Origin of the sequence: Paenibacillus favisporus, assembly GCF_040545415.1 — a bacterium.
Lineage (GTDB): Bacteria > Bacillota > Bacilli > Paenibacillales > Paenibacillaceae > Paenibacillus_AQ > Paenibacillus_AQ favisporus.
Genome location: NZ_JBEPLV010000006.1, coordinates 19,225 through 44,347 on the forward strand (window position 1 = coordinate 19,225; position 25,123 = coordinate 44,347).

A 25,123-nucleotide genomic window follows, 5' to 3' on the forward strand; every position below is an offset into this window, starting at 1 on the left:
TATGATCGAACGTTACAGCAGACCGGAAATGCGGGCCATCTGGACCGAAGAAAATAAATTCAAGGCATGGCTGGAAGTAGAACTGTGCGCATGCGAGGCTTGGGCCGAGCTGGGCGTCATTCCGAAGGAAGACACGAAGCTGCTTCGCGAAAATGCCAAATTCGACATCGACCGGATTTACGAAATCGAGCAGGAAACGCGCCATGACGTCATCGCCTTTACCCGCGCAGTATCGGAGAGTCTTGGACAGGAGCGCAAATGGGTGCATTACGGGCTCACTTCCACCGACGTGGTGGATACGGCGCTCGGATACCTGCTCCGCCAAGCAAACGAAATTTTGGAGAAGGATATTTTGAACTTCATCGAGATCCTGAAAGACAAGGCTATAGCTTACAAAGACACGCCGATGATGGGACGTACGCACGGTGTTCATGCCGAGCCGACGACCTTCGGCCTGAAGATGGCCCTCTGGTACGAGGAAATGAAGCGTAACCTGGAACGTTTCCGCCACGCGGCGAACGGCGTCCAGTTCGGAAAAATTTCCGGCGCGGTGGGCACCTATGCCAATATCGATCCGTTCGTGGAAGAGTTCGTCTGCAAGAAGCTCGGCACGAGCCCGGCTCCGATCTCCACGCAGACGCTGCAGCGTGACCGCCATGCCGAATACATGGCAACGCTGGCATTGATCGCGACGTCGCTCGACAAGTTCGCGACGGAAATCCGCGCGCTCCAGAAGAGCGAAGTGCGCGAGGTTGAAGAAGCCTTCGCCAAAGGCCAGAAGGGCTCCTCGGCGATGCCGCACAAGCGCAACCCGATCGGCTGCGAGAACATCTCGGGCCTCTCGCGCGTCATTCGCGGCCACATGGTGACCGCCTATGAAGACGTGGCGCTCTGGCACGAGCGCGATATTTCGCACTCCTCCGTGGAGCGGATCATCCTGCCGGATGCGACCATGCTGCTGAACTACATGCTGAACCGCTTCGGCAACATTGTAAAGAACCTGACTGTGTTCCCGGAAAACATGAAGCGCAACATGGCCCGGACCTACGGCGTGCCGTTCTCCGGCCGCGTCATGACGAAGCTGATCGACAAAGGCTTCAGCCGGGAGCAGGCGTACGACACCGTGCAGCCGCGGGCAATGCAGGCGTGGGAAGAGCAGCGTCAGTTCCGCGACATCGTGGAAGCGACGCCGGAAATTACGGAGGCGCTCAGCCCGGAAGAGATCGAAGATGCGTTTAATCCGTCGTGGCATCTGAAGCACGTGGATACGATTTTCAAAAAGCTTGGCTTGATATAAGAGGGCTGTACAATAAATTTGTCATGGAGTAAGTAGGGCAGTGGAGAGGAAAGTTGAAGCTGGAGGAGCGGGAGCGTCCGCCTTTGTTTTCGGATTTCTACCTAGAAGTGTTGATCCATCAAGGAAATCCGAAAACAACAGCGGCCGGAAGCTCAACTGTTGCTCGCAGCTGTACCGATGCAGCTCCAAGACGAAAAGAGTGGGGAGGATTCGCATGACATCACCGGCTGTATCGACCGCGGTGGAACTGGTAGACGCGCCGCTGCTGTACAAAGGCAAGGTGCGCGAGCTTTACGATTTGGGAGAGCATGTGCTGATCGTGGTCACCGACCGCATATCCGCTTTTGACTATGTGCTGGAGCCGCCGGTGCCCGAGAAGGGCAACGTGCTGAACAAGCTGAGCGCGTTCTGGTTCGAAATGACGAAGGACTTCATGGACAACCATGTTGTCCATACCGACGTCGAGCGCCTGGGCGCCGTGGCGAAGAACAAGGAGCTCTTGAAGGACCGGATCATGGTGGTCCGCAAAGCCGAGCGGATCGACATGGAATGCGTCGTGCGCGGTTATATTACCGGCGGCGGCTGGAGACAGTACCAGGCGGGCGGTGAAGTGAACGGCATCAAGCTGCCGGAGGGCATCCGCAAGAACGAGCCGTTTCCGGAGCCGATCTTCACGCCGGCGGCTAAAAACGATGTCGGCCATGACGAGGACATCTCCATGGAGCGTATGAAGGAATTAATCGGTGCAGAGCTGGCGCTGGAGCTCCAGGAGAAAAGCCTGAAGCTGTACGACTTCGCGCGGCGGTACTGCGATGAGCGCGGCATCATTTTGGCGGACTGCAAGTTCGAATTCGGCGTACTGGACGGCAAGGTCATCCTGATCGACGAGATTTTTACGCCGGATTCCTCGCGCTTCTGGGCTAAGGAAAACTATGCGCTGGACATCGAGATCGACAGCATGGATAAGGAGCCGGTGCGATCCTACCTTGCCTCAACACCATGGGACAAGAACAGCCAGCCGGACCCGCTGCCGCAGCCGGTAGTAGACGAAACGACCCGCAGATATGTAGACATTTACGAACGCCTGACGAAGCGCGTTTAAGATAAATTCCGCTGTAGTACGAACTTAGGTTTTTAGACGATTTTTTTAGCTAATGCAGGCCTGAAAAGGATTCATTCACTCATTCACTCATTCCTAGAGGAGGAACTAGAAGAACATGATGAAAGCTACGGTCTATGTCACTATTAAGCAGGGCGTACTCGATCCGCAGGGGGTTGCGGTGCAGGGAGCGCTTCATTCGATGGGATTCGAGGAAGTGTCGAGCCTCCGCATCGGGAAATACATGGAGCTTCAGCTGGACACGAATGACCGTGCTGAGGCGGAACAACGCGTCAAAGCCATGTGTGAGAAGCTTCTGGCGAATACGGTGGTCGAGGATTACCGATACGAATTGGAGGGCTAACATCCATGAAATTTGCAGTTCTCGTCTTTCCCGGCTCCAACTGTGATATCGACTGCTACAAAGCGGTAGAGGAAACACTCGGGGAGCCTGTCGATTACGTCTGGCATACCGCAACAGACCTGTCCGCTTACGACTGCATTCTGGTTCCTGGCGGTTTCTCTTACGGCGACTACCTTCGCTGCGGGGCGATCTCGCGGTTTGCTCCAGTCATGAGTGAAGTGGCCAAGGCTGCAGAGCAAGGCAAATACATTCTGGGCATTTGCAATGGATTCCAAATCCTGACGGAAGCGGGTCTGCTGCCGGGGGCGCTGCTGCGCAACACGTCCATGAAGTTCCGCTGCCATGATACCGTGCTGAAGGTGGCGAACAACCGCACGCCGTTTACGACCGACTTTAGCGAAAATGAAGAAATCGTCATTCCGATCGCCCACGGCGAAGGGAATTACTATTGTGATGAGGAGACGCTCGCGCGTCTTCAGGAAAATAACCAAATCGTCTTTACCTACAGCAGCAATCCGAACGGCTCTGTGCTGGATATCGCCGGCATCTGCAATGAGCGCGGCAACGTCGTCGGCATGATGCCGCACCCGGAACGCGCAGTGAACTCCCTGCTCGGCTCCGAGGACGGCAAGCGTATGTTTACATCCATTTTGAAGGCTTGGAGGGATACCCATGGCGCAGCAAGTGTCCGCTAAGGAACCGACCGCAGCACAGATTGCGGAACAGAAAATCTATCAGCAGTTTGGGGTATCGGACAGTGAATACGAGCTGATTTGCTCCTTTATGGGACGTCAGCCGAACTATACCGAAATCGGCGTGTTCAGCGTCATGTGGTCTGAGCACTGTGCCTACAAAAATTCGAAGCCGCTGCTGCGCCGCTTCCCGACCAGCGGCCCGCGGGTCCTGATGGGACCGGGCGAAGGCGCAGGGATCGTCGACATCGGCGACAACCAGGCGGTCGTGTTCAAAATCGAAAGCCATAACCACCCTTCCGCGGTAGAGCCTTACCAAGGTGCCGCGACCGGCGTGGGCGGCATCATCCGCGACATTTTCTCGATGGGCGCAAGACCGGTGGCGCTGCTCAACTCGCTGCGTTTCGGCAAGCTCGAAAGCGACCGGGTGAAGTATCTGTTCGAGCATGTTGTGGCCGGCATCGCCGGATACGGCAACTGTATCGGCATTCCGACGGTTGCCGGTGAAGTGATGTTCGACAACAGCTACGACGGCAATCCGCTGGTCAACGCGATGTGCGTCGGTCTGATCGACCACGACAAAATTCAGCGCGGCGTGGCTAAAGGCGTGGGCAACCCGGTCTTTTACGTAGGCCCTCCTACCGGCCGCGACGGCATTCACGGTGCGACGTTTGCTTCGGTTGAGCTCAGCGAAGAGTCGGAAGCGAAGAAGACGGCCGTTCAGGTCGGCGACCCGTTCATGGAGAAGCTGGTGATGGAGTCGACTCTGGAGCTGATCGATTCCGGGATCGTGCTCGGCATTCAAGACATGGGCGCAGCCGGCTTAACCTGCTCCAGCGCGGAGATGGCGAGCAAGGCGGGCAACGGCCTGGAGCTGTACCTCGACCAGGTGCCGCAGCGTGAAGAAGGCATGACGCCGTACGAAATGATGCTCTCCGAATCCCAGGAGCGCATGCTGTTCGTCGTCGAACCGAAGGACGAAGCGCAGGCGATGGAAATTTTCGAGCGCTGGGGCGTCATCTGCGCCAAGGTCGGCAAAGTGACCGACGACGGACGCCTGAAGCTGTTCCACCATGGCGAGGTCGTTGGCGACATGCCGGTCAAGGCACTTGTTGACGAGTGCCCGGTGTACAACAAGCCGTCGAGCGTGCCTGCTTATTATGAAGCAAACGCCGGCGTCGATACGCTGCGCTACGAAGAAGTGAAAGACCTGGGCGGCGCCTTGAAGCAGGTTTTGGCTTCCCCGACGGTCGCCAGCAAAGCCTGGGTATACAATCAGTACGATTACATGGTCCGCACGAGTACGGCGGTCCGTCCGGGTTCCGACGCGGCAGTGGTTACGATCCAGGGCACGCGCAAAGGCCTCGCGATGACGACCGACTGCAACGGGCGGTACGTATATCTCGACCCGGAAGTCGGCGGCCGCATCGCGGTCAGCGAAGCCGCGCGCAACATCGTCTGCTCCGGCGCCGAGCCGCTGGCGATCACGGATAACCTGAACTTCGGCAGTCCGGAGAAGCCGGATATTTTCTGGCAGATGGAGCGTGCGGTAGACGGCATGGCCGAAGCCTGCCGCGTGCTGGATACGCCGGTCATCGGCGGTAACGTCAGCCTGTACAATGAGAACGCCAGCGGAGCGATCTACCCGACGCCGGTCGTCGGCATGGTCGGTCTGGTGCATGATACGGATCATATTACGACACAAGGCTTCAAACAAGAAGGCGACGTCATCTTCCTGCTCGGCGACACGAAAGCGGAGCTGGGCGGCAGCGAGTTCCAATACGTCGTGCATGGGGCAACGGAAGGACGTCCTCCGGCGCTCGACCTGGATACGGAGAAAAAACTGCTGTCCTCCGTGCTTGGTGCGATCCAGCAGGGACTCGTACAGTCGGCGCACGACTTGTCCGAGGGCGGTCTTGCAGTGGCTCTGGCCGAGTCCTGCATCAGCGGTTCGCTGGGTGCCCAGGTGCATGTCGAAACCGGCCTTCGTCCGGACGTAGCCCTGTTCAGCGAATCCCAATCCCGCATCCTGCTCTCGGCATCCCGGGACAAGGCAGAGCAGCTGAAAGCTTATATTGAAGGTCAAGGCGTGCCGGTTGCCGAAATCGGCATCGTGGAAGGCGACAGTCTGGTGGTTGACATCAACGGTGCTTCGGCCGTGAACGAAAGTGTAGGAGGCTTGAAGCAGGTCTGGGAGGATGCGATTCCATGTCTCATGAAGTAACACCGCAAACGCTGTGGACGGGAGACTATTATAACGAGGGCTCGGGCAAAGACGGGCTGTTCGACAAATTAAAAGAAGAATGCGGCGTGTTCGGGGTCTATGGACACCCGGACGCCGCTTCTTTGTCCTACTACGGGCTGCATGCCCTGCAGCACCGCGGGGAAGAAAGCGCGGGGATGTGCGTCAGCGACCGCGAGGAATTTCACTACCACCGTGGCATGGGTCTCGTCAAAGAGGTATTCGACAAAGATATGATGGCTTCCCTGACCGGAGACATCTCCATCGGGCACGTGCGCTATTCGACGAGCGGCGACAGCAAGCTAACGAACGCGCAACCGTTGGTGTTCAAGTACCGTGACGGCGACCTGGCCGTGGCGACCAACGGCAACATCGTGAACGCCCCGCAAATCCGGCGCGAGCTGGAGGAAGGAGGCTCGATATTCCAGACGACGAGCGACACGGAGGTCATCGCGCATCTGATCGCGCGTTCGCCGAAGGATCTCGTCTCCGCGGCCAAAGATGCGTTCAACCGCATCGTCGGCGGCTACGCGTTCCTGATCATGACGAACGACCGGCTGCTGGTCGCGTCGGATCCGCACGGGCTGCGGCCATTGACGATGGGCAAGCTCGGTGAGGCGTATATTTTCGCCTCCGAGACCTGCGCGCTCGAGACGATCGGCGCGGAGCTGATCCGCGACATCGAGCCGGGCGAGCTGCTTATTCTCGACAAAGACGGCCTGCATGAAGACCGGTTCGAGGAGAAGAAGCACCGCAAATCGCTGTGTGCGATGGAATACATCTATTTTGCCCGCCCGGACAGCGACATGAACGGCTCGAACCAGCACGCCGCCCGCAAGCGGATGGGCAGCCGGATGGCGATCGAATCGTTTGTCGACGCTGACATCGTGACCGGGGTGCCGGATTCCAGTATTTCCGCAGCGATTGGTTACGCGGAGCAGACGGGGATCCCGTATGAGATGGGGCTCATCAAAAACAAATACACGGGCCGCACCTTTATCCAGCCGAGCCAGGAGCTGCGCGAGCAGGGCGTCAAAATGAAGCTCAGCGCCGTGCGCCGCGTGGTCGAAGGTCAGCGGGTCGTCATGATTGACGATTCGATCGTCCGCGGCACGACCTCCCGCCGGATCGTGAACCTGCTTCGCGACGCCGGGGCGGTGGAAGTGCATGTGCGGATTACGTCGCCACCTTTTAAAAATCCGTGCTTTTACGGCATCGACACGCCAGACCGGCGCGAGCTGATTGCCTCAAGCAAGTCGGTGGAAGAAATCTGCCGGGAAATTAACGCCGATTCGCTGGCGTTCCTTAGCCCGGAGGGTCTGATCACCGCGATTGCAGGCAACAATGCGGATGATTACAAGGGCGGGCTGTGCCTGGCTTGTTTCGACAACGATTATCCGACGCATCTGGATTTTAACGGTGAAGAGAAGTTTGGCTGCAGCTGCTGATGGGCTTGGAATGCAGGGCGATTACTGATCGCGATGGCATTGCCGGGCTGAAGGTTTGGGCTGTGTCTGTGGATCGATTCAGGATATGAATACTTTACCCGCTTAAAAAGTGGCGGAGCATTTGACAAAGGAGTGTCGTTGGAGTGTCTGAGGCTTATAAAAATGCCGGTGTGGATATCGCGGCCGGAAATGAAGCGGTAGAACGGATGAAGAAGCACGTGAAACGGACGTTCCGTCCGGAAGTGATGACAGATCTTGGCGGCTTTGGGGCGCTGTTCGGCCTGAACAAGGACAAATATGAGGAGCCTGTGCTCGTTTCCGGAACGGACGGGGTCGGCACTAAGCTGAAAATCGCCTTCGCCATGGACCGTCATGACACGATCGGGATCGACGCGGTGGCCATGTGCGTCAACGACATCGTGGTGCAGGGGGCAGAGCCGCTGTTTTTCCTTGACTACTTGGCATGCGACAAGGTCGTGCCGGAGAAGATCGAAGCGATCGTGGCCGGCATCGCCGAGGGCTGCCATCAGTCCGGCTGCGCGCTGATCGGCGGTGAAACCGCCGAAATGCCCGGTATGTATGCTGAAGGCGAATACGATATCGCGGGCTTTACAGTCGGCGTTGTCGATAAAAGCAAAATCATCAACGGCGCGTCCATCGCCCCTGGAGATACGGTCATCGGCATCGCGTCGAGCGGCGTGCACAGCAACGGCTTTTCCCTGGTGCGCAAGCTCCTGCTTGAGCAGTCCGGCTACAGCCTGCACGATGAAATCCCTGAACTGGGCGGCAAGCTGGGCGACGTCCTGCTGACACCGACCAAAATCTATGTGAAGCCTCTGCTGGCTCTGCTGGAGAAGGTCAACGTGAAAGGCATGGCGCACATCACCGGCGGCGGCTTCATCGAGAACATTCCGCGCATGCTGCCTGCGAACGTCAACGTGGACATCCGTTACGGTTCCTGGCCGATCCTGCCGATCTTTGAGCTGATGCAGAGCAAGGGCAGTATTGCCAATCGTGACATGTTCACCACATTTAACATGGGTATCGGGCTTGTCCTTGTCGTCAGCGAAGGCGATGCGCAGCAGGCGCTGGAGCTGCTCAAGGCGAGCGGCGAGGAAGCGTACATCATCGGGTCGGTAACGCCGGGTGAGTCGGTTGTGACCTTTACGGGAGCCGATGTCTAATGAGCGGCTACCGGATTGCTGTGTTTGCTTCCGGAACGGGAGGCAACTTTCAGGCATTGGCCGAAGCGGCCGCTGAGGGGAGGCTCGGCGGCGCGACGGTGGAGCTGCTTGTCTGCGACAAACCGGCGGCACCTGTCGTCGGCCGGGCGGAGCGCCTCGGCATTCCCGCGCATCTGTTCGTTCCCAAACAGTACGGATCGCGCGAGGAATATGAGGCGGAAATCGTCGCTAAGCTCGAGGAGCTGGACATCGACCTGGTCGTGCTGGCAGGGTACATGCGTCTGCTGACCTCCGTGATCGTCGACAAATATGCGGGACGCCTGATCAACATTCATCCGTCGCTGCTCCCGGCATTTCCCGGGACAAACGCGATCGGACAAGCGCTGGACTATGGCGTCAAGCTGAGCGGCGTAACCGTGCATTTTGTGGACGGCGGCATGGATACCGGACCGATTATCGCCCAGCGGGCGATCGAGGTGGCCGAGCATGAGACGGAGGAGTCTTTTGCGCAGGCGGTGCATGCTGTGGAACAGGAGCTGTACCCGCAGGTCGTTGCTCTTTTTGCCCAGGGTAGAGTGAAGCTGGAGGGCCGGAAAGTCACGCTGCTTAAGGGATGACGCCTTAATGTGGTTGGAGAGGTAACAACACAAAGATATAGAGATACGGTAAGGGGATAAAGGACAGCTGCCGCGGTTCCGACACGAATGGCGGCGGCTTTCAGCGGCTTTTTCGTTTTAAATGATAAATTTCGGTGTTTCCGCAAAGACTTCGGCCGTTATCGAGCAAAAAGTGCGCTTTGTGGAGGGATTTGACGGTTTTGTCGGCTCGGCCCGCTTCAGGCGGATGCCGGGGAATCTTTTCGATATTTCTCGGGAAATAAATGAGCTTCGAGCGAAAGTTATCGTTTTTACACATAAAGGAGGAGCATAACGTGAGTATTAAAAGAGCGCTGGTCAGCGTATCGGATAAGAAGGGCATCGTGGATTTTTGCCGCGAGCTGTCTGCATTGGGCGTGGAAATCATTTCGACAGGGGGCACCAAAAGCCTGCTGGCACAGGAAGGCGTGCCGGTCATCGGCATTTCCGAAGTAACCGGGTTCCCGGAAATTTTGGATGGACGCGTCAAGACGCTTCATCCGGCGGTACACAGCGGCCTTCTGGCTGTCCGTGACAGCGAGGAGCATCAGCAGCAGATGAAAGAGCTGGGCCTGGACTACATCGATCTGGTGGTCGTAAACCTGTATCCGTTCCAGGAGACGATTGCCAAACCGGACGTTACCTATGAAGATGCGATCGAAAATATCGACATCGGCGGTCCGACTATGCTTCGTTCGGCAGCCAAAAATCATGCGTTTGTCAGCGTAGTTGTCGATTCGGCCGACTACGGCACTGTACTTGCGGAAATCCGCGAGAACGGAGATACGACGCTGGAGACGCGCAAACGGCTTGCAGCCAAAGTTTTCCGCCACACCGGCGCATACGATGCCCTCATTTCCGATTATTTGTCGAACGTCACAGGCGATCCTCTTCCTGAGCGTTTGACGGTTACTTACGAGAAGATCCAAGACCTTCGTTACGGCGAGAATCCGCACCAGAAAGCGGCGTTCTACCGCAAACCGCTCGCTCCATCCGGCACTATCACAACCGCCGAGCAGCTGCACGGCAAGGAATTGTCGTACAACAACATCAACGACGCCAACGCGGCGCTGCAGATCGTCAAAGAATTCGACGAACCGGCTGTCGTGGCGGTCAAGCATATGAACCCTTGCGGCGTAGGCACAGGCGAAAGCATTTTGGAGGCTTATAAAAAAGCCTACAGCGCGGACCCTACCTCCATTTTCGGCGGCATCGTCGCGGCTAACCGCATTATCGACAGCGACACCGCGTCGCTGCTCAGCGAAATTTTCCTGGAAATCGTGCTGGCACCGGGCTTCACCGATGAGGCACTCGAAATTTTGACGAAGAAGAAGAACATCCGTCTGCTGAAAATGGGCGAATTCGGTTCTGCCAAGGAACGGACCAGCCAATTTGTCGTCACGTCGGTCGACGGCGGCATGATCGTGCAGGAAAGCGACGTGCATTCGCTGGACGAAGCCGATCTGAAAGTCGTAACTGATCGTGCGCCTAGCGAAGAGGAGCTGAAGCAGCTGCTGTTCGGCTGGAAGGTCGTCAAGCACGTGAAGTCCAACGCGATCGTGCTGGCAGCAGACAACATGACCGTTGGCGTGGGTGCGGGTCAGATGAACCGCGTCGGCTCCGCCAAAATCGCCATCGAGCAGGCGGGCGACAAGGCCAAGGGATCGGTGCTCGCTTCCGATGCGTTTTTCCCGATGGGCGATACGCTGGAGCTGGCGGCCAAAGCCGGGATCACGGCGGTCATTCAGCCTGGCGGCTCCATCAAGGACGAGGAGTCCATTAAAGTCGCCAACGAATACGGCATTGCGATGGTATTTACGGGCGTGAGACATTTTAAACACTAAGACGGGAACTCGCCGTTCTGGTTGGGAGAAAGTCAATACCGTCATATGTAAAGTCATTGCCGCTATGCACTGAAAAGTGAAAAAGGCTGAGATAGCCGCGTTTAAGAGGTTTGGGAGAGAGTTAGGGAAGGGTGACTGCAGCCGGGCTGTTATTGGAAAAGTGACCCCCAGCAGCTGCTTCCGTCATCAAAATCTCCGCTGAACGCGGCTGTCTGCTATAAAGGATGTCGACACCGTAATGTTGGCGGTAGGATGACGCGAATGTTATAGGTTTCTAATGAAAAATTAACGCATAAACGAAGAAACGGGAGGCGGACATGGATATTTTGGTGATTGGCGGCGGGGGCCGCGAGCATGCCATCGTATGGGCGCTGCATAAGAGCCCGAAGGCGGGACGGATCTACTGCGCCCCGGGAAATGCGGGGATCGGGCAGATCGCCGAATGCGTGCCGATTCAGGTCAATGAATTCGACAAGCTGACGGACTTTGCTTTGACGAAAGAAGTGGGGTTGGTCGTCGTCGGACCGGACGATCCGCTGGCAGACGGCATCGTGGATGCGTTTGAGGCGAAAAATATTCCGGTATTCGGGCCTAACCGCAAGGCGGCTGAAATCGAGGGCAGCAAAACGTTCATGAAGGACCTGCTGCATAAATACAATATTCCTACGGCGGCTTACCGCAAATTCGACAATTACGAAGAAGCTTCCGCTTATTTGAAGTCACAGCAGGCACCGATCGTCATTAAGGCGGACGGACTTGCCGCAGGAAAAGGCGTCACCGTGGCGTTTACGATGGAGGAAGCGGAAAAAGCGCTCCACGACATCATGGTAACCAAAGTATTCGGCGAATCCGGCACTCAGGTCGTCATCGAGCAGTTCCTGCAGGGGCAGGAAATGTCGATTTTGTCCTTTGTCGACGGTGAGACAGTGCGGCCGATGGCAGCTGCGCAGGACCATAAGCCGGTGTTTGACGGGGACAAGGGTCCAAACACGGGCGGCATGGGCACCTATTCGCCGCTGCCGCATGTGGATCCGGCGATTGTTGAAGCCGCTGTCGAAAATATCATCAAGCCGACCGCCAAAGCGATGGTCGCCGAAGGCCGGCCGTTCCGCGGCGTGCTCTTTGCCGGGCTGATGATCCAGCCGGACGGTACGCCGACCACGATCGAGTTCAACGCCCGCTTCGGCGACCCGGAGACCCAGGTCGTGCTGCCGCGGCTGAAGACGGATCTGCTCGACATTTTCCTCGCGGTCGTGAACGGTACACTGGCCGATGTCGACATCGAATGGAGCGATGAGGCCGCCGTGTGCGTCGTGCTCGCTTCGGGTGGCTATCCCGCTTCGTATCCGAAGGGACTGCCGATCCAGGGGCTGGATCAGGTCGATGCGGCAGACGCCCTCGTGTTCCACGCGGGAACGGCCACAAACGCGCAAGGCGAGTTCGTCACCAGCGGCGGCCGTGTGCTGGGCGTCGTCGGCCTGGGTGCCGACATCGCTGAAGCCCGCGCGAAGGCATACGCGCAGGCCGAGAAGATTACGTTCGAGGGCAAGCAGAACCGCACGGACATCGCCGCCAAGGCGTTGGTGAAGAGCGGGAAATAAAGATGTTTCGCTAGAGATGCATCCCTAGGGATGTTGCCCGGTACACTTTGCCGGATCTGAGATAGAAGGCGTTCCGAGGTCGACACACGACCGAAGGGGCGCCTTTTGTTGTTCAGCAGATCACTCTTTATATACCCCCTTGCCAAAAGTCTCGAAATCATATATTATATATTTATAAATCTTAATATTAAAATAAATTCAGATCAGGTTTGGCAAGTCGTAAACGCAATGAGAGGTTTAAAATTCAGAGAGCACAGAGGAGGTTTCAAACCATGCTGCAGACGACAGGGATCCACCACATTACCGCATTCGTGAACAACGCCCAGGAAAACGTTGATTTTTACGCAGGGGTGCTCGGGCTTCGACTGGTGAAAAAAACGATCAACTTCGATGCACCAAACGTGTACCATCTGTACTTTGGCAACGAGCACGGTAGTCCGGGGACGATTATTACGTTTTTTCCGAGGGACAATAGCCGAACAGGTACCGTTGGCGGCGGACAGGTGAAAACGACGGTGTATGCCGTTCCTCCGGGAAGCCTGGATTTCTGGATGCAGCGTCTGAGCTCTCTGGATTTGGCGTACGGCACGACGGAAAGATTCGGAGAAACGTACATTCAATTCAAAGATCCTTCCGGTCTGCAGATTGAATTGGTGGAGCGGGCCGAAGGGGCGCCAAGCCGCTGGTCCTTCAGCGGGGTTCCAGTGGACCATGCCATTAAGGGATTCGGCGGAGCCGTTTTGGGAAGCAATAACCCTAAGCAGACGATGCTGGTTCTGGAAGAAATCCTCGGACTGGCCAAAATCGGCGAAGACCAAGGCCAGGTCCGTTACCGCAGTACCGGCGATATCGGCAACATCATCGACGTGAATATCGGTCATGAAGAGCGGGGGACCGCCGGTGCTGGTACGGTGCATCATATCGCCTGGCGTGCCAAGGATTTTGCGGAGCATGAGGCGTGGAGAAGTCTGGTGGAGGAAGCCGGTCTTCGTCCGACGCAGATCGTCGACCGTCAGTATTTTAATGCGGTGTATTTCCGCGAGCCGGGCGGGATTTTGTTTGAGATCGCCACAGATCCGCCAGGGTTTGCAAGAGATGAGCCGGAAGAAGAAATGGGGACACATCTCATGCTGCCCGAGTGGTATGAGCCGCAGCGTGAAGTGATAGAACAACTTTTGCCGGACATTCAGGTCCGTGCGTTGGGAGGCGTACAATAATGAGTATGAAGCATATTTTTGTTCAAGGAAGTCGGCCGGAGGCACCCGTGTTGGTTCTTCTTCACGGAACGGGTGGGAATGAGCGGGATTTGCTTCCGATCGCAGACATGATAGCACCAGGGGCATCCGTGCTTGGCGTGCGGGGAAACGTTCTGGAGCACGGCATGCCGCGTTTCTTCCGGAGACTGGCCGAAGGGGTGTTCGACGAGGAAGATTTGGTTGCGCGAACACATGAGCTGAAGGCCTTTCTGGATGAGGCGGCAGCGCAGTATTCCATCGACCGGAACCGGATGGTGGCTGTCGGCTTCTCCAACGGCGCCAACATTGCCGCGAGCCTGCTGTTCCATTACAGCGACGCCCTGCAGGGCGCAGTTCTGCTGCATCCGATGGTTCCGCTGCGCGGGAAGGAGCTGCCTGATCTAACCGGCGTTCCGGTATTTATCGGGGCAGGGACGAATGACCCAATCTGCTCCATCAGCGAAACCGAGGAGCTCCATTCCCTGCTGTCTGACGCCGGTGCGGATTCCGAGCTGCATTGGGCAAATTACGGACACCAGCTGAGCAAGCTGGAGATTGATGCGGCGACCGCCTGGTTTGAGCGTCATTTTAACAGTAAAGGATAATGGTTTGATCGAACATAAGGAAAAGGCTGCTTGGGACTCATCCCGGCAGCCTTTTTTTGTTGCGTTGGAATTTCGTTCTCTTTACTCCTCCGGAAACTCCCAAGCGGGATTCCAGACGATTTCCCACAGGTGCCCGTCGGGGTCCTGAAAATAACCGGAGTACCCTCCCCAGAACGTATCGTGCGCGGGTGAGGTGATGGTAGCTCCCGCCTGACGCGCCTGCTCCATCACTTGATCGACCTCTTCCTTGCTGGTAACGTTGTGGCCGATCGTAAACTCCGCACTGCTGGGGGCCGTGTGCTCGATGTTGGCATCGTGGACGAGGTCGTCCCTTTTCCAGACAGCCAGCTTCACGCCTGCCTGAAGGTCAAAGAACGCGACCGCGCCGTGCTCGAACTCTGTTCCGATAATGCCTTCCGTAGGCAGCCCCAGGCCATCCCGGTAAAAGGCCAGCGCCCTTTCCAAGTCGTCTACCCCCAAGGTCAAAACGGATATACTTGGCTTCATCGTGTTACATCCTCCTTCTTGGATTAAAGTGTGTGCGATGTCTTCTGCTTGTACTTTAGATTATAGCAATGCATTGGTGACAGCTTGATTGTCATCATTAAGGAATAATTTTACTTCATTTCTGGCATGATATGAGAACCGATCAACGTACACAAGAGGTGGAAACTATGAAGGGAACCGCACTGGATATCCTCAAACAGCAGCTGAAGGATTCCCCGGATCTGGTTTGCCAGCCATTCCTCATCGACGGTAGAACTTGTACGTTATTTTATATACCTTCCATTGTAGACCAAGCGATGCTTCAAAAGAACATCGCCCGTTTTTTGCTGGCCGAAAGCCGGACGGGGAGTTGGGATGCTTTTCGCCGTAACCTGCAGCAAGGAACCGCGTTTCCGGTCGTCTATCATGCCATTTCCGACCCTGAAGAGGCCCCCGTCCTGATCGTACAAGGGAAGGCCGTCCTGCATGTGGATCAAACGGACGATTTTTACTATTTTGACACCGTACAGTACCAGAAAAGATCGATTGCGGAATCGCAAAACGAGTTGGTCGTTACGGGTCCGCAAGAAGCGTTTATCGAGGATATCCAAAGCAACCTGTCCCTGCTGCGCCATAAGATCCGGCATCCGAAGCTGAAGATGAAGGAATATATCGTCGGTGACTATACCAACACGTTGGTTTATGTGGTTTATATCGAGGGAATGCCCAAAACCGAAGTGTTAGCCGAAATCGACAGCAAGCTGCAAAGCCTATCCATCGATGGGATTTTCGGCATTGGTTATGTAGTGGAACATTTCAAGGAAAGCTCCACGCCGTTTCCGATATTTCAATATACGGAGCGGCCTGATGCCGTTGCAGCTTCTTTGCTCGAAGGGCGCGTCTGCATTTTGATGGATGGGGCACCCAATGCTGTGATCGCTCCGGTCACCTTGTTTTCGTTATTGCAGGCCTCGGAGGATTATTTTCAGAGTCCCTTTGCTGCCAGCTGGATTCGCATGGTCCGGTTCGCTTTTTCGCTGTTGTCGATCTTATTGCCTTCATTGTATGTAGCGATTACGACGTTCCACCCTCAAGTCCTGCCGGCTCATCTGCTGATTACGATCGCATCCGCCCGTGAACGCATCCCGTTCTCGGCATTAACGGAAGCGCTGCTTATGGAGCTGACCTTTGAAGCGCTGCGGGAGGCGGGCATGAGAATTCCGAAGCCTGTCGGCCAGACGGTCTCGATCATCGGGGGGATCGTCATTGGCCAAGCCGCCGTTCAGGCAGGCATCGTTTCCGCTCCCATGGTCATCGTCGTTTCGATCACAGGGGTGGCATCGTATATCATTCCCCATCTGGAGCTGGGGCTTATTTTTCGGATGCTCCGTTTCCCGTTTCTCATTTTGGGCGGTTCGATGGGGCTGATCGGAATATTCGCAGGTACTTTTGTTCTGTACGCGCATCTGGTGCACTTAAGGTCCTTCGGGGCCCCATATTTGCAGCCGGTCGCACCGCTCGTCCTGTCCGATTGGAAAGACACGCTGTTGCGGCTGTCATCACCTTTGATGAACAAACGCAGCAGCGCCTTTTCGAGAATCCGGCATCGGAGGAGATAATCCATTTCTATGAAAACGATATTTCTGAAAATTGGGCTGATGGTCATCATATTGTGCAGCATCACTGGATGCTGGTCCAAAGTCGAGCTGGATCAGCGTATTTTCGTAAACGGGGTGTTTATCGATGTCGGCGAAGAACCCGGAACGGTGAAGGTCTCGATCAGCACGCCTCTGACCAACCGCCTGGATTCGGACCAGTTAAGCGGCGGGGGAGGCGGCAAGGATAAGCCCTACTCCTTAATCACCAAGCAATCCACGAGCATCGGCAAGGCGCTGGAATATATCCACAAAGATTTGTCGCGCCAGCTCAGCCTGTCCGAAATCAAAGTCGTGATGATCAGCGAGCAATACGGCGAGGAGGGCATCGGCGATCTTCTGGAATGGATCAAGAGGGAACCCGATGTCCCGATCGGGGCATACTTGTTAGTTGCTTCCGGTAAGCTGGATGATGCCGCACATCTGACGCCGATTTTTGAACAGCTGCCCACCACGGTGCTGCTAAGCTTCGCCACCCAAGGTTATATGCTGAATACGACCATCAAGGACTGTCTCGTCGCGGACGCGGCAGGCTTGGGATACGCCGCCACCTTATTGCAGAACGACAAGATCCATTCCGCCGCCGATGCTCATAAAAGCGAAACGTGGACGGGAATTAAAGGGGCGGCTTTGTTTCAGCAAGGCCGATTGAAGGGCACGCTCCCCTATGAAGAAGCCAAAACGATCGCCTGGGCCTATGGGCATCTCAAATTTCCGATTTATTCCGTTCACTGGGATCACGGCAAGAGCAAAGCAGATCTTAAATTCACTTATACGAACGGCAAAACTTCGGTCAAAATGACCCCAAACGGCCCGGTTTTCACGGTTCATCTCAAAGGCAGGGCCAGCATCATAGCCAAAAAGGACGCTTCTCACCGCTTCGTGAAGGACGTCAGCGGGACCATCATGAACCAAATGAGAGAAACCGTCTCCGAAGACTTCAGGAAGAGCATTGCCTACTCTCAACAAATCGGAGCCGATGTGCTTCAGCTCGGGTTTCTTCTGGAATGGAACGCCCCGCAGTACTGGCAGCAGGTGAAAGGCAAATGGCCGGAACACTATAAGAAGGATGCCGAGGTACGCGTAGTTACCAAGTTGAGCCTGGACGATTACGGGAAAGAATATTGAGAAGGGGAGCGAGGCGAAATGACTTCAAACAACAACTGGAGGTTGGCCCGATTTGCCTTTGTCTATTTTAACTCCCAGGCGTCCATCTTCCTTATTCCAGAGCTGGTATCCACGTCAAGCTATCAAGGAATTGCGGGCATCGTGTTCGGGTCCCTCCTGGGCTTCATCATTTTGTTCTATGTGGTCTATGTCGGCAAGCTTCAGCCCGCTTCCTCCTGGGTCACCTTCGGAAACCGAATCATGGGTAAAGGGATACATGGAGCCTTCGTTGTTATGCTGCTTGCATGGACGGTATATTACGCCTCCTACGATATCCAAAGCTTCGTCTTGTTTTTCGGGACCAATTACTTGAAAGGAACCCCGCCCTGGTTCATCCAGCTCATCATCAGCCTCGTGATCCTCTACGTCGTCCGATTGGGGGCAAGAACGCTTGTCTACATGTCGGATGGCCTTTTTTTGCTGATCTTTGCAACCACGCTGCTGATCACCTATTTTTATGCTGAAAACGCCAGTGTGCAGATGCTTCCGGCTTTTTTTCATTACTTTGACCTGCCTACTTTTTTCAGCAATACAATGGCTACGTTTTCGGTCGTGAGCGAGTGGGTGGTCTTCCTGTTTCTTGCTCCGGAATTTACATTCGGCAAAGGGACGTTCGCCAAGCTGGCGGTTGCATCGGTTGGAAATTCCTTAGTCTTGTTGTCAGGCTGGATGTTTACGCTGCTTAATTTCAGTCCGCATTATGCCAAGCAGATCCAATATCCATTCCTCGAAATTATCCGAGGCAAAATAGACGATGGCCTGTTGGAAAACTCCGCCCCATTTATGATCGGGGTATGGACGGCTTCGATGCTGATCCATTGCTCCTTTTTGATATATACCGGAACCAAGTGCATGTCCTATTTTACGAAAGGAAAAGGAGAGGGAATCATCGTCCCTTCGCTGACGCTCGTTTCGGCGGGGATTGCGTTTTATTACGCCTACCACTTGTCTGTCTACCAGAAACACTATTTTTCCTTTATTACGGTGCTGGTGTGGATTTTTATCGAGCTGATTCCACTGTATTATGGGATCGTGGCCATGTTACGAATACGGTCAAAAAAATGGTGGAGTGAGCAGACCTGAATGTGGATGGCTCCATTTTAAACGTCAAGGAGTGAAATACGATGAGCATCACTGTCATTTATGGGGGTACGCGTCCAGACGGGAATACGGAGCTTCTGACCGAGCGGGTCGTCCGGGGATTTGCCGGTGTGGACCGGATTGTGCTGAAAGAGTATACGGTTCAACCGATTGAGGATCTTCGACATACCGAGCAGGGGTTTCAGGACGTGGGCGACGATTATAACGGGCTGATTGACCGCGTGCTGGCCGCGGATACCGTGATTTTTGCCACGCCGGTGTATTGGTACGGCATGTCGGGTCATATGAAAAACTTTATCGATCGCTGGTCCCAAACGCTCAGGGACAATCAGCGCCCGCATTTCCGGGAATCGATGAAGTCCAAAACCGCTTATGTAATTGCGGTCGGCGGCGACGATCCACAGCTGAAAGGACTGCCGCTGATTCAGCAGTTTCAGTATATATTTGGCTTCTTCGGAACGAAGTTTGGGGGCTATATTCTGGGCGAGGGGAATCGGCCGGGGGCGGTTATCCACGATACCGCGTCGATCAAGCTGGCGGATGAGCTCCGGGACCGTCTGATCCGGCAGGTGCAAGAATAAGCCATATTTTTCAATTTGCATAGCTTGTGGTATATCTTGCCGTATGCTAAGATAACAATAAATAAGGAGCAGCCGGCCCAGGCTACTCCCTAGCACAAACATCTTGAGTGGGATTTCCCTCCAGGATCAAGCTTGACCTTGAAAATAACCCACTTAGGTGCCGACCTTAAGAGTGGGTTATTTTCGTTTATCGATGTAAGTGAGTAACGCTACCAGGAAAATCCCGAACATGATAGTGAGTTCTTCAAGCTGTATAGGCCCTCAGTTGCCCCAGTCACCAATTTTCTGGCGGTTCCATGCTGCATCAATCGTTTTGACATTGACAGCTTAGTACACCCGTACTAAACTAATTAGTACAGTCGTACGATTCCTCGAAATCTACGAAGCAGGTGATTTCCAATAGGGGGCAGAGGAGTCCATGGAACAATCAAAGAGAAGGCAGCAGATCGTGGAGGTCGCGATCCATACGATTGCCGAGCTTGGTTACGCCCAGGCCTCGGTGGGACAAATCGTCAAGCGTGCCAGTGTAAGCAAAGGCGTGTTCACCTACCACTTTGCCAGCAAGGATGAGTTAATGGAGCAAATCGTCCATGAGGTCTTTGATGCCGGAGCACGCTTCATGTCTCCAAGAGTCGAGGGACAAACGACACCAGGCGGGATGCTGAAGGCCTATATCGAGTCGAACCTGGAATTTATGGGCGGGCACCGTGACTATATCGTAGCTTTAACGGAAGTTGTCACGAATGCGCGCACGGCGGACGGAAAGCTTCGATTCGGAGGAGCCGCCGATGACTTGATCCTGGAGCCTCTTATCGAAATATTGCGATGGGGACAGGAAGCCGGAGAGTTCAAGCCGTTTACCGAACGGTCCGCACGTGTGACTGCTGCGGCCATCCGCAGCGCCATTGACGGCATCGCAAGCCAGCTGCTCGTCAATCCCGGCCTGGACCTTTCGGGATACGCGGCGGAACTTGCCGACCTGTTTCTATCGGCCGTCCACCGTCCCTCTCATCCAGCGGATTCGTCTGCGGAAGGAGGAGAGCAGTCATGAAACGGATCGATCCGAGGGCGGTGAAAGCGCGAAGAATGGAGGGGTGGATCGCCAGCGCGATCAGTGTCGTGCTGATTATCGCGCTTCTATGGCTGACAATGGCTTACAGCTGGCCCGTCTGGATTGCGGGATGGAGTGCGGCCGCCGTTCTGTTGTTTATCGTGCTTGAGCTGGCGGTGCTGCCCGGTTTGTTGTACCGGTTCTGGCGATATGAGATTACGGAAAAGAACGTAGAGCTGAATCACGGCGTCTGGGTGCGCAGGAAAACGTTAATCCCGATGGTGCGTATTCAGCATGTGGATTCCAAGCAAGGGCCGATCCAGAAGATCTATGGACTGTCCACCGTCACGTTCTCCACCGCAGCCGGCAGCCATCGCATTCCTGCATTGTCAGAGCACGAAGCTGAGAATATTCGCAAGCAGATTTCGGATTGGGCAGGGGGTACGGACGGTGAACTCTAATCCAGGACCCTTGCCGGCCAACCGGCGGCTGCATCCCGTATCCATTCTGTACTTTCTGATTCATTCCGGGAAGGAACTGGCGGGCTTGCTGCCTTTGATTCCATTCTGTATTTTTCTGATCCATCGTGTATTTGGAAAAGAGATCGACCGCGTCGTGCTGACCGTTTGCGTTATTGCGGCTGCTGCGGTCATGCTGATCGTGTTCGCTTGGCTGCGCTGGCGCCGTTTTGTGTACCGGGTGGAGGACGGCGTCCTTTATATGGAACACGGGCTGTGGGTCCGCCGAAAACTATGGATCACCAAGGAACGCATTCAATCTCTGAATATCACAGTCAGCCTGTATGATCGAATGTTCGGGCTCGTTCGCCTGGAAATGGAGACGTCCGGGGGTGAAGAAGAGCCGGAGGCCGTGCTCAGTTCGATTTCTGCCGCGGAAGCCGCCCGGATTCAGCGAGAGATCGGCATGGCAGACCCGGAGAAGGCGGTGTCTGACACGTCCGGCGATTCCCCCGTTCACGCTGAACGGCCGAACGCTACTCCCCTGAACAGCATGCGGCTGTCACTGGGCCAAACGCTGATCTTAAGTACAACGAGCGGCAAATTCTCGATCCTCTGGATGGTGATCGTAGGGGGAGGCTTGAAGCTGTGGGATGAATGGGTGAGGGATACGCCGATATGGGATCAGCTGTCCCCGCGGCTGATGGTCCTCGGAATCCCGGGACTCGTCGTCATCCTTGCGATCCTTTCCTGGCTGCTCGCGTTTGCAGGCGCCTTCTTACTGGAGTATGGCTTTCGGGTTGAGGCCGAGGGCCGTACGTTAACCATCGAGCGGGGCTTATTGGAAAAGAAAAGAACCGTCATCAAGCCGCACCGGATTCAGGCGATCCGCATTACCCAGAACCCGCTGCACAAGCTGCTTCGCCGGGCTTCGGTTCGGATGGTCATCGCAGGCAGCTCGGATGAGGAGAAAAAGGCCGTCGATTTGTTTCCGCTTGTCCGTTATGACGAGCTTCCTCTGCGGCTGGCAGCGTTTCTGCCCGGATTCCGCCTGCCGCAGACCTGGAACCCGGTCAGCCGTAAATCTTACCGTTCTTACACCGTGCTGCCTGTTCTCATCTGTATCATCCTGGCGGCAGCTGCCTGGTTGCTCGCGCCCGGCTTCTGGCGGTGGCTTGCATGGGTTCTTCCCCTCTTTGCCTGGGCAGCGTCATCATTGGAATACCGGAGGGCGGCCTGGAGCAGGGAGGAGAACCAGCTTCACATCCGCTATGGGAGCTTTTCCGAGAAAACCGTGCTGATTCCGATTTCCAAGGTACAGTGGCACAAAACCTCGCAGACTCCATTCCAGGCGGGAAAAGAGCTGGCCACGCTGAAAGTGGCGGTAGCGTCCGGAAAATCCGGAGACAAAGTTTCGCTGCGGCATGCCTCGGCCTCCGATGTCGACATGCTCACCGATTGGCTTTCCGGAAAACAGTAGCTGATGGCCTTTCCACCGCGAAGCGGGTGGGAGGGCTTTTTTTTGCTATCAAACCGGCTGTTGGCGCAATTAGGGAAAAACGCCATAAGAAAAACGTCTATCGACGTACTTTCAAAGAAGACAGACCGCGGTTAGCTGAAGTTTTTCTTGCGAGTATAGAATGGTTCAGCTTCGCTGAATTTTATAAATTCTATAATCTTCAAAAATAGGCGCCTGCCGGGAGAGAGCCTCTTGAAAAAAAGCCGTAAAAGCGTTAAGTTACTGAGTAATATAAAAACGTCCGTTTAAAAAGAGGGCTAGCGGAGTGAGGAGAGAACAAGAGATGAAAGATACCGGTAAGGAAACGCAGGCCCAGCCTTCAGCTGGGGCCGAAGGAGTCACCGTCATGAACGCTGAAAGAGAAAGCGCGGCAGACAAGCCCCGCACCGTCAGCATGGAAGATATCGTCCGGGCGCATCACGTGCTGCAGGAGGTTATCGTTCGGACGCCGCTGCAGCGGGATCCGGTCCTGTCGGCGAGATACGAATGCAACGTGTTTTTGAAAAGGGAGGATCTGCAGGTCGTGCGTTCCTTCAAGATCCGCGGGGCCTACAATATGATCCGCAGCCTGTCGCCGGAGGAGCTGGCGAAGGGGATTGTATGCGCGAGTGCAGGCAACCATGCGCAGGGTGTGGCCTTTTCGTGCCATGCGCTGAATATTCACGGGAAAATCTACATGCCGAGCACGACCCCGAACCAGAAGGTGAAGCAGGTCAAGCGCTTTGGCGGCAGCAACGTGGAAGTCATTCTGACCGGAGACACGTTTGACGATGCCTACGCAGAGGCGATCAAGGCCTGCGACCGCGATGGCATGACGTTTATCCATCCGTTTGACGAGCCTAAGATCATTGCAGGGAACGGCACGATTGCGATGGAAGTGATGGAAAGCCTGGATTCGGCTGCAGACCATGTATTTGTCACCATTGGCGGCGGCGGACTGGCGGCAGGCGTGGCGACGTACATCAAGACGGTCAGTCCCGCGACCAAAGTGATCGGCGTCGAGCCGGAAGGCGCAGCATCGATGAGTGAGGCGCTGGCTCAGAAGGGCGTTGTCACCTTGGACGAGATCGACAAGTTCGTCGACGGAGCAGCCGTGAAAAGGGTGGGCGACACCCCGTACGACATCTGCTCGCGCCTGCTGGACGACGTCGTCAAAGTGCCGGAAGGCAAAGCCTGCACGGCCATCCTGGAGCTGTACAACGAAAATGCAATCGTCGTCGAGCCCGCAGGCTCGCTGCCGGTTGCGGCGCTGGACCTGTACCGGGATGAAATCCGCGGCAAGACGGTCGTCTGCATCATCAGCGGCGGTAACAACGACATCGACCGGATGCAGGAGATCAAGGAGCGCTCGCTCATGTACGAAGGCATTAAGCACTACTTTATGATCAATTTCCCGCAGCGCTCCGGTGCGCTCCGCGAATTTCTGGAGGACGTGCTCGGGCCGGGAGACGACATCACCAACTTTGAGTATACGAAAAAGCACAACAAAGAGAACGGACCGGCGCTCGTCGGCATCGAGCTGAACAGCCGCGAGGATTATGAGCCGCTCATCGAGCGCATGAACCGGAAAGGTCTCAAATATACGGAGCTGAACAAGGATTCCAGCCTGTATAACATGCTGATTTAATAGAGCGGCCGATCGCCGGCGGCGGATGCTGATATTCTCGCCCCTTGGTGCACCGTGCAACGTGGGAGCAATCCGCTTCCGCCCGCCCAAACGACAAAAAGGGAGACCCTGCAACCAACGCAGCGGTCTCCCTTTTCTATTTTTAAATATGACAAAGGATCAGCTTCGGAGAATGTACGTCGATAGACGATTTTTTATCCGGTTGATGATTCAGCCGATAAAAGTTTCGTCTGATGAACGAACGGCATTATTTCAGCGCGGAATGGATGTAGTTCCGGACTTCCGGCGTCAGGGTGTCTTTGTTTTTATTCACGACGTCAAGGAATCCCTTGATGCGTTTCAGGTAGCCGCTCGTGGCCGGGTTTCCTTTGCTGACGGCAGCCTCCAGCGCGGCTTTGGCCTTCGGATCGATTTTCTTGCTGTCATAGTCGAACATCGGCGTATTGTTGAGGCCGTTCATGCTGATGGACAGGTACAGCTGGTACAGCGCTTTGACCTGGGTCACACGGTTGGATTTCGGATACGACTTCACGAATGCTTCCTGGATCTGGGCACGCTTGATAACTTCCTGCCAGCTGATCGACAGCGCCGCGTCGTTGGCAAAGCGGTTTTTCGTCTCCGCCGTCATGATATCGATATAGCTCTTGATATCGTTGGTTACGTAAGGGCGAACCTTCTGGAAGCGTGGGTAGTCCAGCACCAGGTAGAACATACCTTCAGCCGTTTCGAGACGATAGCCGCTGTCGCGGGCGCCTTTGAAGAGGGCTTTCAGGTTTTTGTCGCTCGTCTTATTGATCAGGGAAGTCAGGTCGTCGCCTTGCTTCATCAGCTTCATGAGGCTGCGCTGTACATTGTCTTTGTAAAATTTCTGGTTCCGTGCTTCCAGATTGGCGTTTTCGGCATTCTCCATCTTGAGAGCCATCAGCATGGCTTGATACGGCGTTACCTGATAAATGTTTTTCTCCATGTAGGCAAGTGCTTCCGCCTGCTTCGCCGGTTTCTTCAGCAGCTCCATCATGTGGTTGTAAATGGCGTTGGCGTGCTTCGTTTTGGCCGAGACGGCGGCAGAAACTGCCGATTTGGAAGCGGCAGGCTGCGCCGTGGCTGCATGAACCGCTCCGGCTCCGGTTTGCAGGGTAAGGGCAATCATAAGGGCAGCGGCTGTGGCCGCGGTAACTGTTTTTTTCATAGGTGTGTTCAACCTCCTGTTTGGTATATGAACATATTACCCG

General features: G+C 55.4%; 23 protein-coding genes. 20 read left to right on the plus strand and 3 right to left on the minus strand.

Annotated features, from left to right (window positions below; genetic code table 11):
* Nucleotide 1: 1 nt before the first annotated feature.
* The 12 genes from purB (at nucleotide 2) to ABID47_RS24075 (ending at nucleotide 14,246) form a co-directional block, all read left to right on the plus strand.
* Complete coding sequence (gene purB, locus ABID47_RS24020) at nucleotides 2–1,297, plus strand: adenylosuccinate lyase (protein WP_076176814.1); 1,296 nt, start codon at nucleotides 2–4, stop codon at nucleotides 1,295–1,297.
* A 214-nt stretch (nucleotides 1,298–1,511) separates the two neighbouring features.
* Nucleotides 1,512–2,399, plus strand: a complete 888-nt coding sequence (locus ABID47_RS24025; protein ID WP_354500490.1) for a phosphoribosylaminoimidazolesuccinocarboxamide synthase — start codon at nucleotides 1,512–1,514, stop codon at nucleotides 2,397–2,399.
* A gap of 115 nt (nucleotides 2,400–2,514) precedes the next feature.
* Entirely contained in the window at nucleotides 2,515–2,760 is a 246-nt protein-coding gene (gene purS / locus ABID47_RS24030; RefSeq protein WP_076176812.1) for a phosphoribosylformylglycinamidine synthase subunit PurS, read from the plus strand.
* 5 nt (nucleotides 2,761–2,765) lie between these two features.
* Nucleotides 2,766–3,455, plus strand: coding sequence for a phosphoribosylformylglycinamidine synthase subunit PurQ (gene purQ / locus ABID47_RS24035; protein ID WP_076176811.1), 690 nt, complete (start codon nucleotides 2,766–2,768; stop codon nucleotides 3,453–3,455).
* Nucleotides 3,433–5,676 (plus strand): phosphoribosylformylglycinamidine synthase subunit PurL, encoded by a 2,244-nt coding sequence (purL, locus tag ABID47_RS24040; protein ID WP_089548981.1) that lies wholly within the window; start codon nucleotides 3,433–3,435, stop codon nucleotides 5,674–5,676. The genes purQ and purL overlap by 23 nt, the downstream gene beginning before the upstream one ends.
* Entirely contained in the window at nucleotides 5,661–7,142 is a 1,482-nt protein-coding gene (purF, locus tag ABID47_RS24045) for an amidophosphoribosyltransferase (RefSeq protein ID WP_089548980.1), read from the plus strand. The genes purL and purF overlap by 16 nt, the downstream gene beginning before the upstream one ends.
* 143 nt (nucleotides 7,143–7,285) lie before the next feature.
* The gene (gene purM / locus ABID47_RS24050) at nucleotides 7,286–8,326 is read left to right on the plus strand and encodes a phosphoribosylformylglycinamidine cyclo-ligase (protein WP_192717201.1); all 1,041 of its coding nucleotides are present in this window, start codon (nucleotides 7,286–7,288) and stop codon (nucleotides 8,324–8,326) included.
* A complete protein-coding gene (gene purN, locus ABID47_RS24055) occupies nucleotides 8,326–8,943 on the plus strand; it encodes a phosphoribosylglycinamide formyltransferase (RefSeq protein WP_354500494.1) in 618 nt (205 codons plus the stop codon). Before purM ends, purN begins: the two co-directional genes overlap by 1 nt.
* A gap of 314 nt (nucleotides 8,944–9,257) precedes the next feature.
* Nucleotides 9,258–10,805: a bifunctional phosphoribosylaminoimidazolecarboxamide formyltransferase/IMP cyclohydrolase gene (gene purH / locus ABID47_RS24060; RefSeq protein ID WP_354500496.1), complete on the plus strand. Its 1,548-nt coding sequence runs from the start codon at nucleotides 9,258–9,260 to the stop codon at nucleotides 10,803–10,805.
* Between the two features lie 317 nt (nucleotides 10,806–11,122).
* A complete protein-coding gene (gene purD / locus ABID47_RS24065; protein ID WP_354500498.1) occupies nucleotides 11,123–12,406 on the plus strand; it encodes a phosphoribosylamine--glycine ligase in 1,284 nt (427 codons plus the stop codon).
* Nucleotides 12,407–12,678: 272 nt separating this feature from the next.
* Nucleotides 12,679–13,623 carry a ring-cleaving dioxygenase gene (locus ABID47_RS24070; protein WP_354500500.1) on the plus strand — a complete coding sequence of 315 codons (945 nt, stop codon included), beginning with the start codon at nucleotides 12,679–12,681 and terminating at the stop codon, nucleotides 13,621–13,623.
* Entirely contained in the window at nucleotides 13,623–14,246 is a 624-nt protein-coding gene (locus ABID47_RS24075) for an alpha/beta hydrolase (RefSeq protein ID WP_354500502.1), read from the plus strand. The genes ABID47_RS24070 and ABID47_RS24075 overlap by 1 nt, the downstream gene beginning before the upstream one ends.
* 81 nt (nucleotides 14,247–14,327) lie before the next feature.
* Here the strand turns inward: ABID47_RS24075 and ABID47_RS24080 are convergent, their stop codons facing one another.
* Nucleotides 14,328–14,753 (minus strand): VOC family protein, encoded by a 426-nt coding sequence (locus ABID47_RS24080; RefSeq protein ID WP_354500504.1) that lies wholly within the window; start codon nucleotides 14,751–14,753, stop codon nucleotides 14,328–14,330.
* A 167-nt stretch (nucleotides 14,754–14,920) separates the two neighbouring features.
* Here ABID47_RS24080 and ABID47_RS24085 point away from each other — a divergent pair, with 167 nt between their 5' ends.
* The 4 genes from ABID47_RS24085 to ABID47_RS24100 are packed head-to-tail and all read left to right on the plus strand — an operon-like array spanning nucleotide 14,921 to nucleotide 19,236.
* A complete protein-coding gene (locus ABID47_RS24085) occupies nucleotides 14,921–16,351 on the plus strand; it encodes a spore germination protein (protein WP_354500506.1) in 1,431 nt (476 codons plus the stop codon).
* 9 nt (nucleotides 16,352–16,360) lie between these two features.
* Nucleotides 16,361–17,515 (plus strand): Ger(x)C family spore germination protein, encoded by a 1,155-nt coding sequence (locus tag ABID47_RS24090; RefSeq protein WP_354500508.1) that lies wholly within the window; start codon nucleotides 16,361–16,363, stop codon nucleotides 17,513–17,515.
* An 18-nt stretch (nucleotides 17,516–17,533) separates the two neighbouring features.
* The gene (locus ABID47_RS24095; RefSeq protein WP_354500510.1) at nucleotides 17,534–18,637 is read left to right on the plus strand and encodes a GerAB/ArcD/ProY family transporter; all 1,104 of its coding nucleotides are present in this window, start codon (nucleotides 17,534–17,536) and stop codon (nucleotides 18,635–18,637) included.
* A gap of 41 nt (nucleotides 18,638–18,678) precedes the next feature.
* Entirely contained in the window at nucleotides 18,679–19,236 is a 558-nt protein-coding gene (locus ABID47_RS24100; protein WP_354500512.1) for a flavodoxin family protein, read from the plus strand.
* A gap of 177 nt (nucleotides 19,237–19,413) precedes the next feature.
* On the opposite strand, the gene ABID47_RS24105 is transcribed toward ABID47_RS24100, so the two are convergent.
* A complete protein-coding gene (locus ABID47_RS24105; RefSeq protein WP_354501201.1) occupies nucleotides 19,414–19,491 on the minus strand; it encodes a putative holin-like toxin in 78 nt (25 codons plus the stop codon).
* A 163-nt stretch (nucleotides 19,492–19,654) separates the two neighbouring features.
* On the opposite strand from ABID47_RS24105, the gene ABID47_RS24110 reads away from it, so the two are divergent.
* The 4 genes from ABID47_RS24110 (at nucleotide 19,655) to ilvA (ending at nucleotide 23,891) form a co-directional block, all read left to right on the plus strand.
* Entirely contained in the window at nucleotides 19,655–20,287 is a 633-nt protein-coding gene (locus ABID47_RS24110) for a TetR/AcrR family transcriptional regulator (RefSeq protein ID WP_354500514.1), read from the plus strand.
* Nucleotides 20,284–20,748, plus strand: coding sequence for a PH domain-containing protein (locus ABID47_RS24115; RefSeq protein ID WP_116233594.1), 465 nt, complete (start codon nucleotides 20,284–20,286; stop codon nucleotides 20,746–20,748). The genes ABID47_RS24110 and ABID47_RS24115 overlap by 4 nt, the downstream gene beginning before the upstream one ends.
* On the plus strand, nucleotides 20,738–22,225 hold the full coding sequence (locus ABID47_RS24120; RefSeq protein WP_354500517.1) for a PH domain-containing protein: 1,488 nt from the start codon (nucleotides 20,738–20,740) through the stop codon (nucleotides 22,223–22,225). The genes ABID47_RS24115 and ABID47_RS24120 overlap by 11 nt, the downstream gene beginning before the upstream one ends.
* Before the next feature lie 385 nt (nucleotides 22,226–22,610).
* Complete coding sequence (gene ilvA / locus ABID47_RS24125; RefSeq protein WP_354501203.1) at nucleotides 22,611–23,891, plus strand: threonine ammonia-lyase IlvA; 1,281 nt, start codon at nucleotides 22,611–22,613, stop codon at nucleotides 23,889–23,891.
* A gap of 247 nt (nucleotides 23,892–24,138) precedes the next feature.
* On the opposite strand, the gene ABID47_RS24130 is transcribed toward ilvA, so the two are convergent.
* Complete coding sequence (locus ABID47_RS24130) at nucleotides 24,139–25,080, minus strand: hypothetical protein (protein WP_354500519.1); 942 nt, start codon at nucleotides 25,078–25,080, stop codon at nucleotides 24,139–24,141.
* Nucleotides 25,081–25,123: the final 43 nt, after the last annotated feature.

What these genes read in the sequence shown, in the direction of transcription:
- purB (WP_076176814.1), top strand. Translation starts at nt 2, where the DNA reads ATGATCGAACGTTACAGCAGACCGGAAATGCGGGCCATCTGGACCGAA.
- ABID47_RS24025 (WP_354500490.1), top strand. Translation starts at nt 1,512, where the DNA reads ATGACATCACCGGCTGTATCGACCGCGGTGGAACTGGTAGACGCGCCG.
- purS (WP_076176812.1), top strand. Translation starts at nt 2,515, where the DNA reads ATGATGAAAGCTACGGTCTATGTCACTATTAAGCAGGGCGTACTCGAT.
- purQ (WP_076176811.1), top strand. Translation starts at nt 2,766, where the DNA reads ATGAAATTTGCAGTTCTCGTCTTTCCCGGCTCCAACTGTGATATCGAC.
- purL (WP_089548981.1), top strand. Translation starts at nt 3,433, where the DNA reads ATGGCGCAGCAAGTGTCCGCTAAGGAACCGACCGCAGCACAGATTGCG.
- purF (WP_089548980.1), top strand. Translation starts at nt 5,661, where the DNA reads ATGTCTCATGAAGTAACACCGCAAACGCTGTGGACGGGAGACTATTAT.
- purN (WP_354500494.1), top strand. Translation starts at nt 8,326, where the DNA reads ATGAGCGGCTACCGGATTGCTGTGTTTGCTTCCGGAACGGGAGGCAAC.
- purD (WP_354500498.1), top strand. Translation starts at nt 11,123, where the DNA reads ATGGATATTTTGGTGATTGGCGGCGGGGGCCGCGAGCATGCCATCGTA.
- ABID47_RS24070 (WP_354500500.1), top strand. Translation starts at nt 12,679, where the DNA reads ATGCTGCAGACGACAGGGATCCACCACATTACCGCATTCGTGAACAAC.
- ABID47_RS24075 (WP_354500502.1), top strand. Translation starts at nt 13,623, where the DNA reads ATGAGTATGAAGCATATTTTTGTTCAAGGAAGTCGGCCGGAGGCACCC.
- ABID47_RS24080 (WP_354500504.1), bottom strand. Translation starts at nt 14,753, where the DNA reads ATGAAGCCAAGTATATCCGTTTTGACCTTGGGGGTAGACGACTTGGAA.
- ABID47_RS24085 (WP_354500506.1), top strand. Translation starts at nt 14,921, where the DNA reads ATGAAGGGAACCGCACTGGATATCCTCAAACAGCAGCTGAAGGATTCC.
- ABID47_RS24090 (WP_354500508.1), top strand. Translation starts at nt 16,361, where the DNA reads ATGAAAACGATATTTCTGAAAATTGGGCTGATGGTCATCATATTGTGC.
- ABID47_RS24095 (WP_354500510.1), top strand. Translation starts at nt 17,534, where the DNA reads ATGACTTCAAACAACAACTGGAGGTTGGCCCGATTTGCCTTTGTCTAT.
- ABID47_RS24100 (WP_354500512.1), top strand. Translation starts at nt 18,679, where the DNA reads ATGAGCATCACTGTCATTTATGGGGGTACGCGTCCAGACGGGAATACG.
- ABID47_RS24110 (WP_354500514.1), top strand. Translation starts at nt 19,655, where the DNA reads ATGGAACAATCAAAGAGAAGGCAGCAGATCGTGGAGGTCGCGATCCAT.
- ABID47_RS24115 (WP_116233594.1), top strand. Translation starts at nt 20,284, where the DNA reads ATGAAACGGATCGATCCGAGGGCGGTGAAAGCGCGAAGAATGGAGGGG.
- ilvA (WP_354501203.1), top strand. Translation starts at nt 22,611, where the DNA reads ATGAACGCTGAAAGAGAAAGCGCGGCAGACAAGCCCCGCACCGTCAGC.
- ABID47_RS24130 (WP_354500519.1), bottom strand. Translation starts at nt 25,080, where the DNA reads ATGAAAAAAACAGTTACCGCGGCCACAGCCGCTGCCCTTATGATTGCC.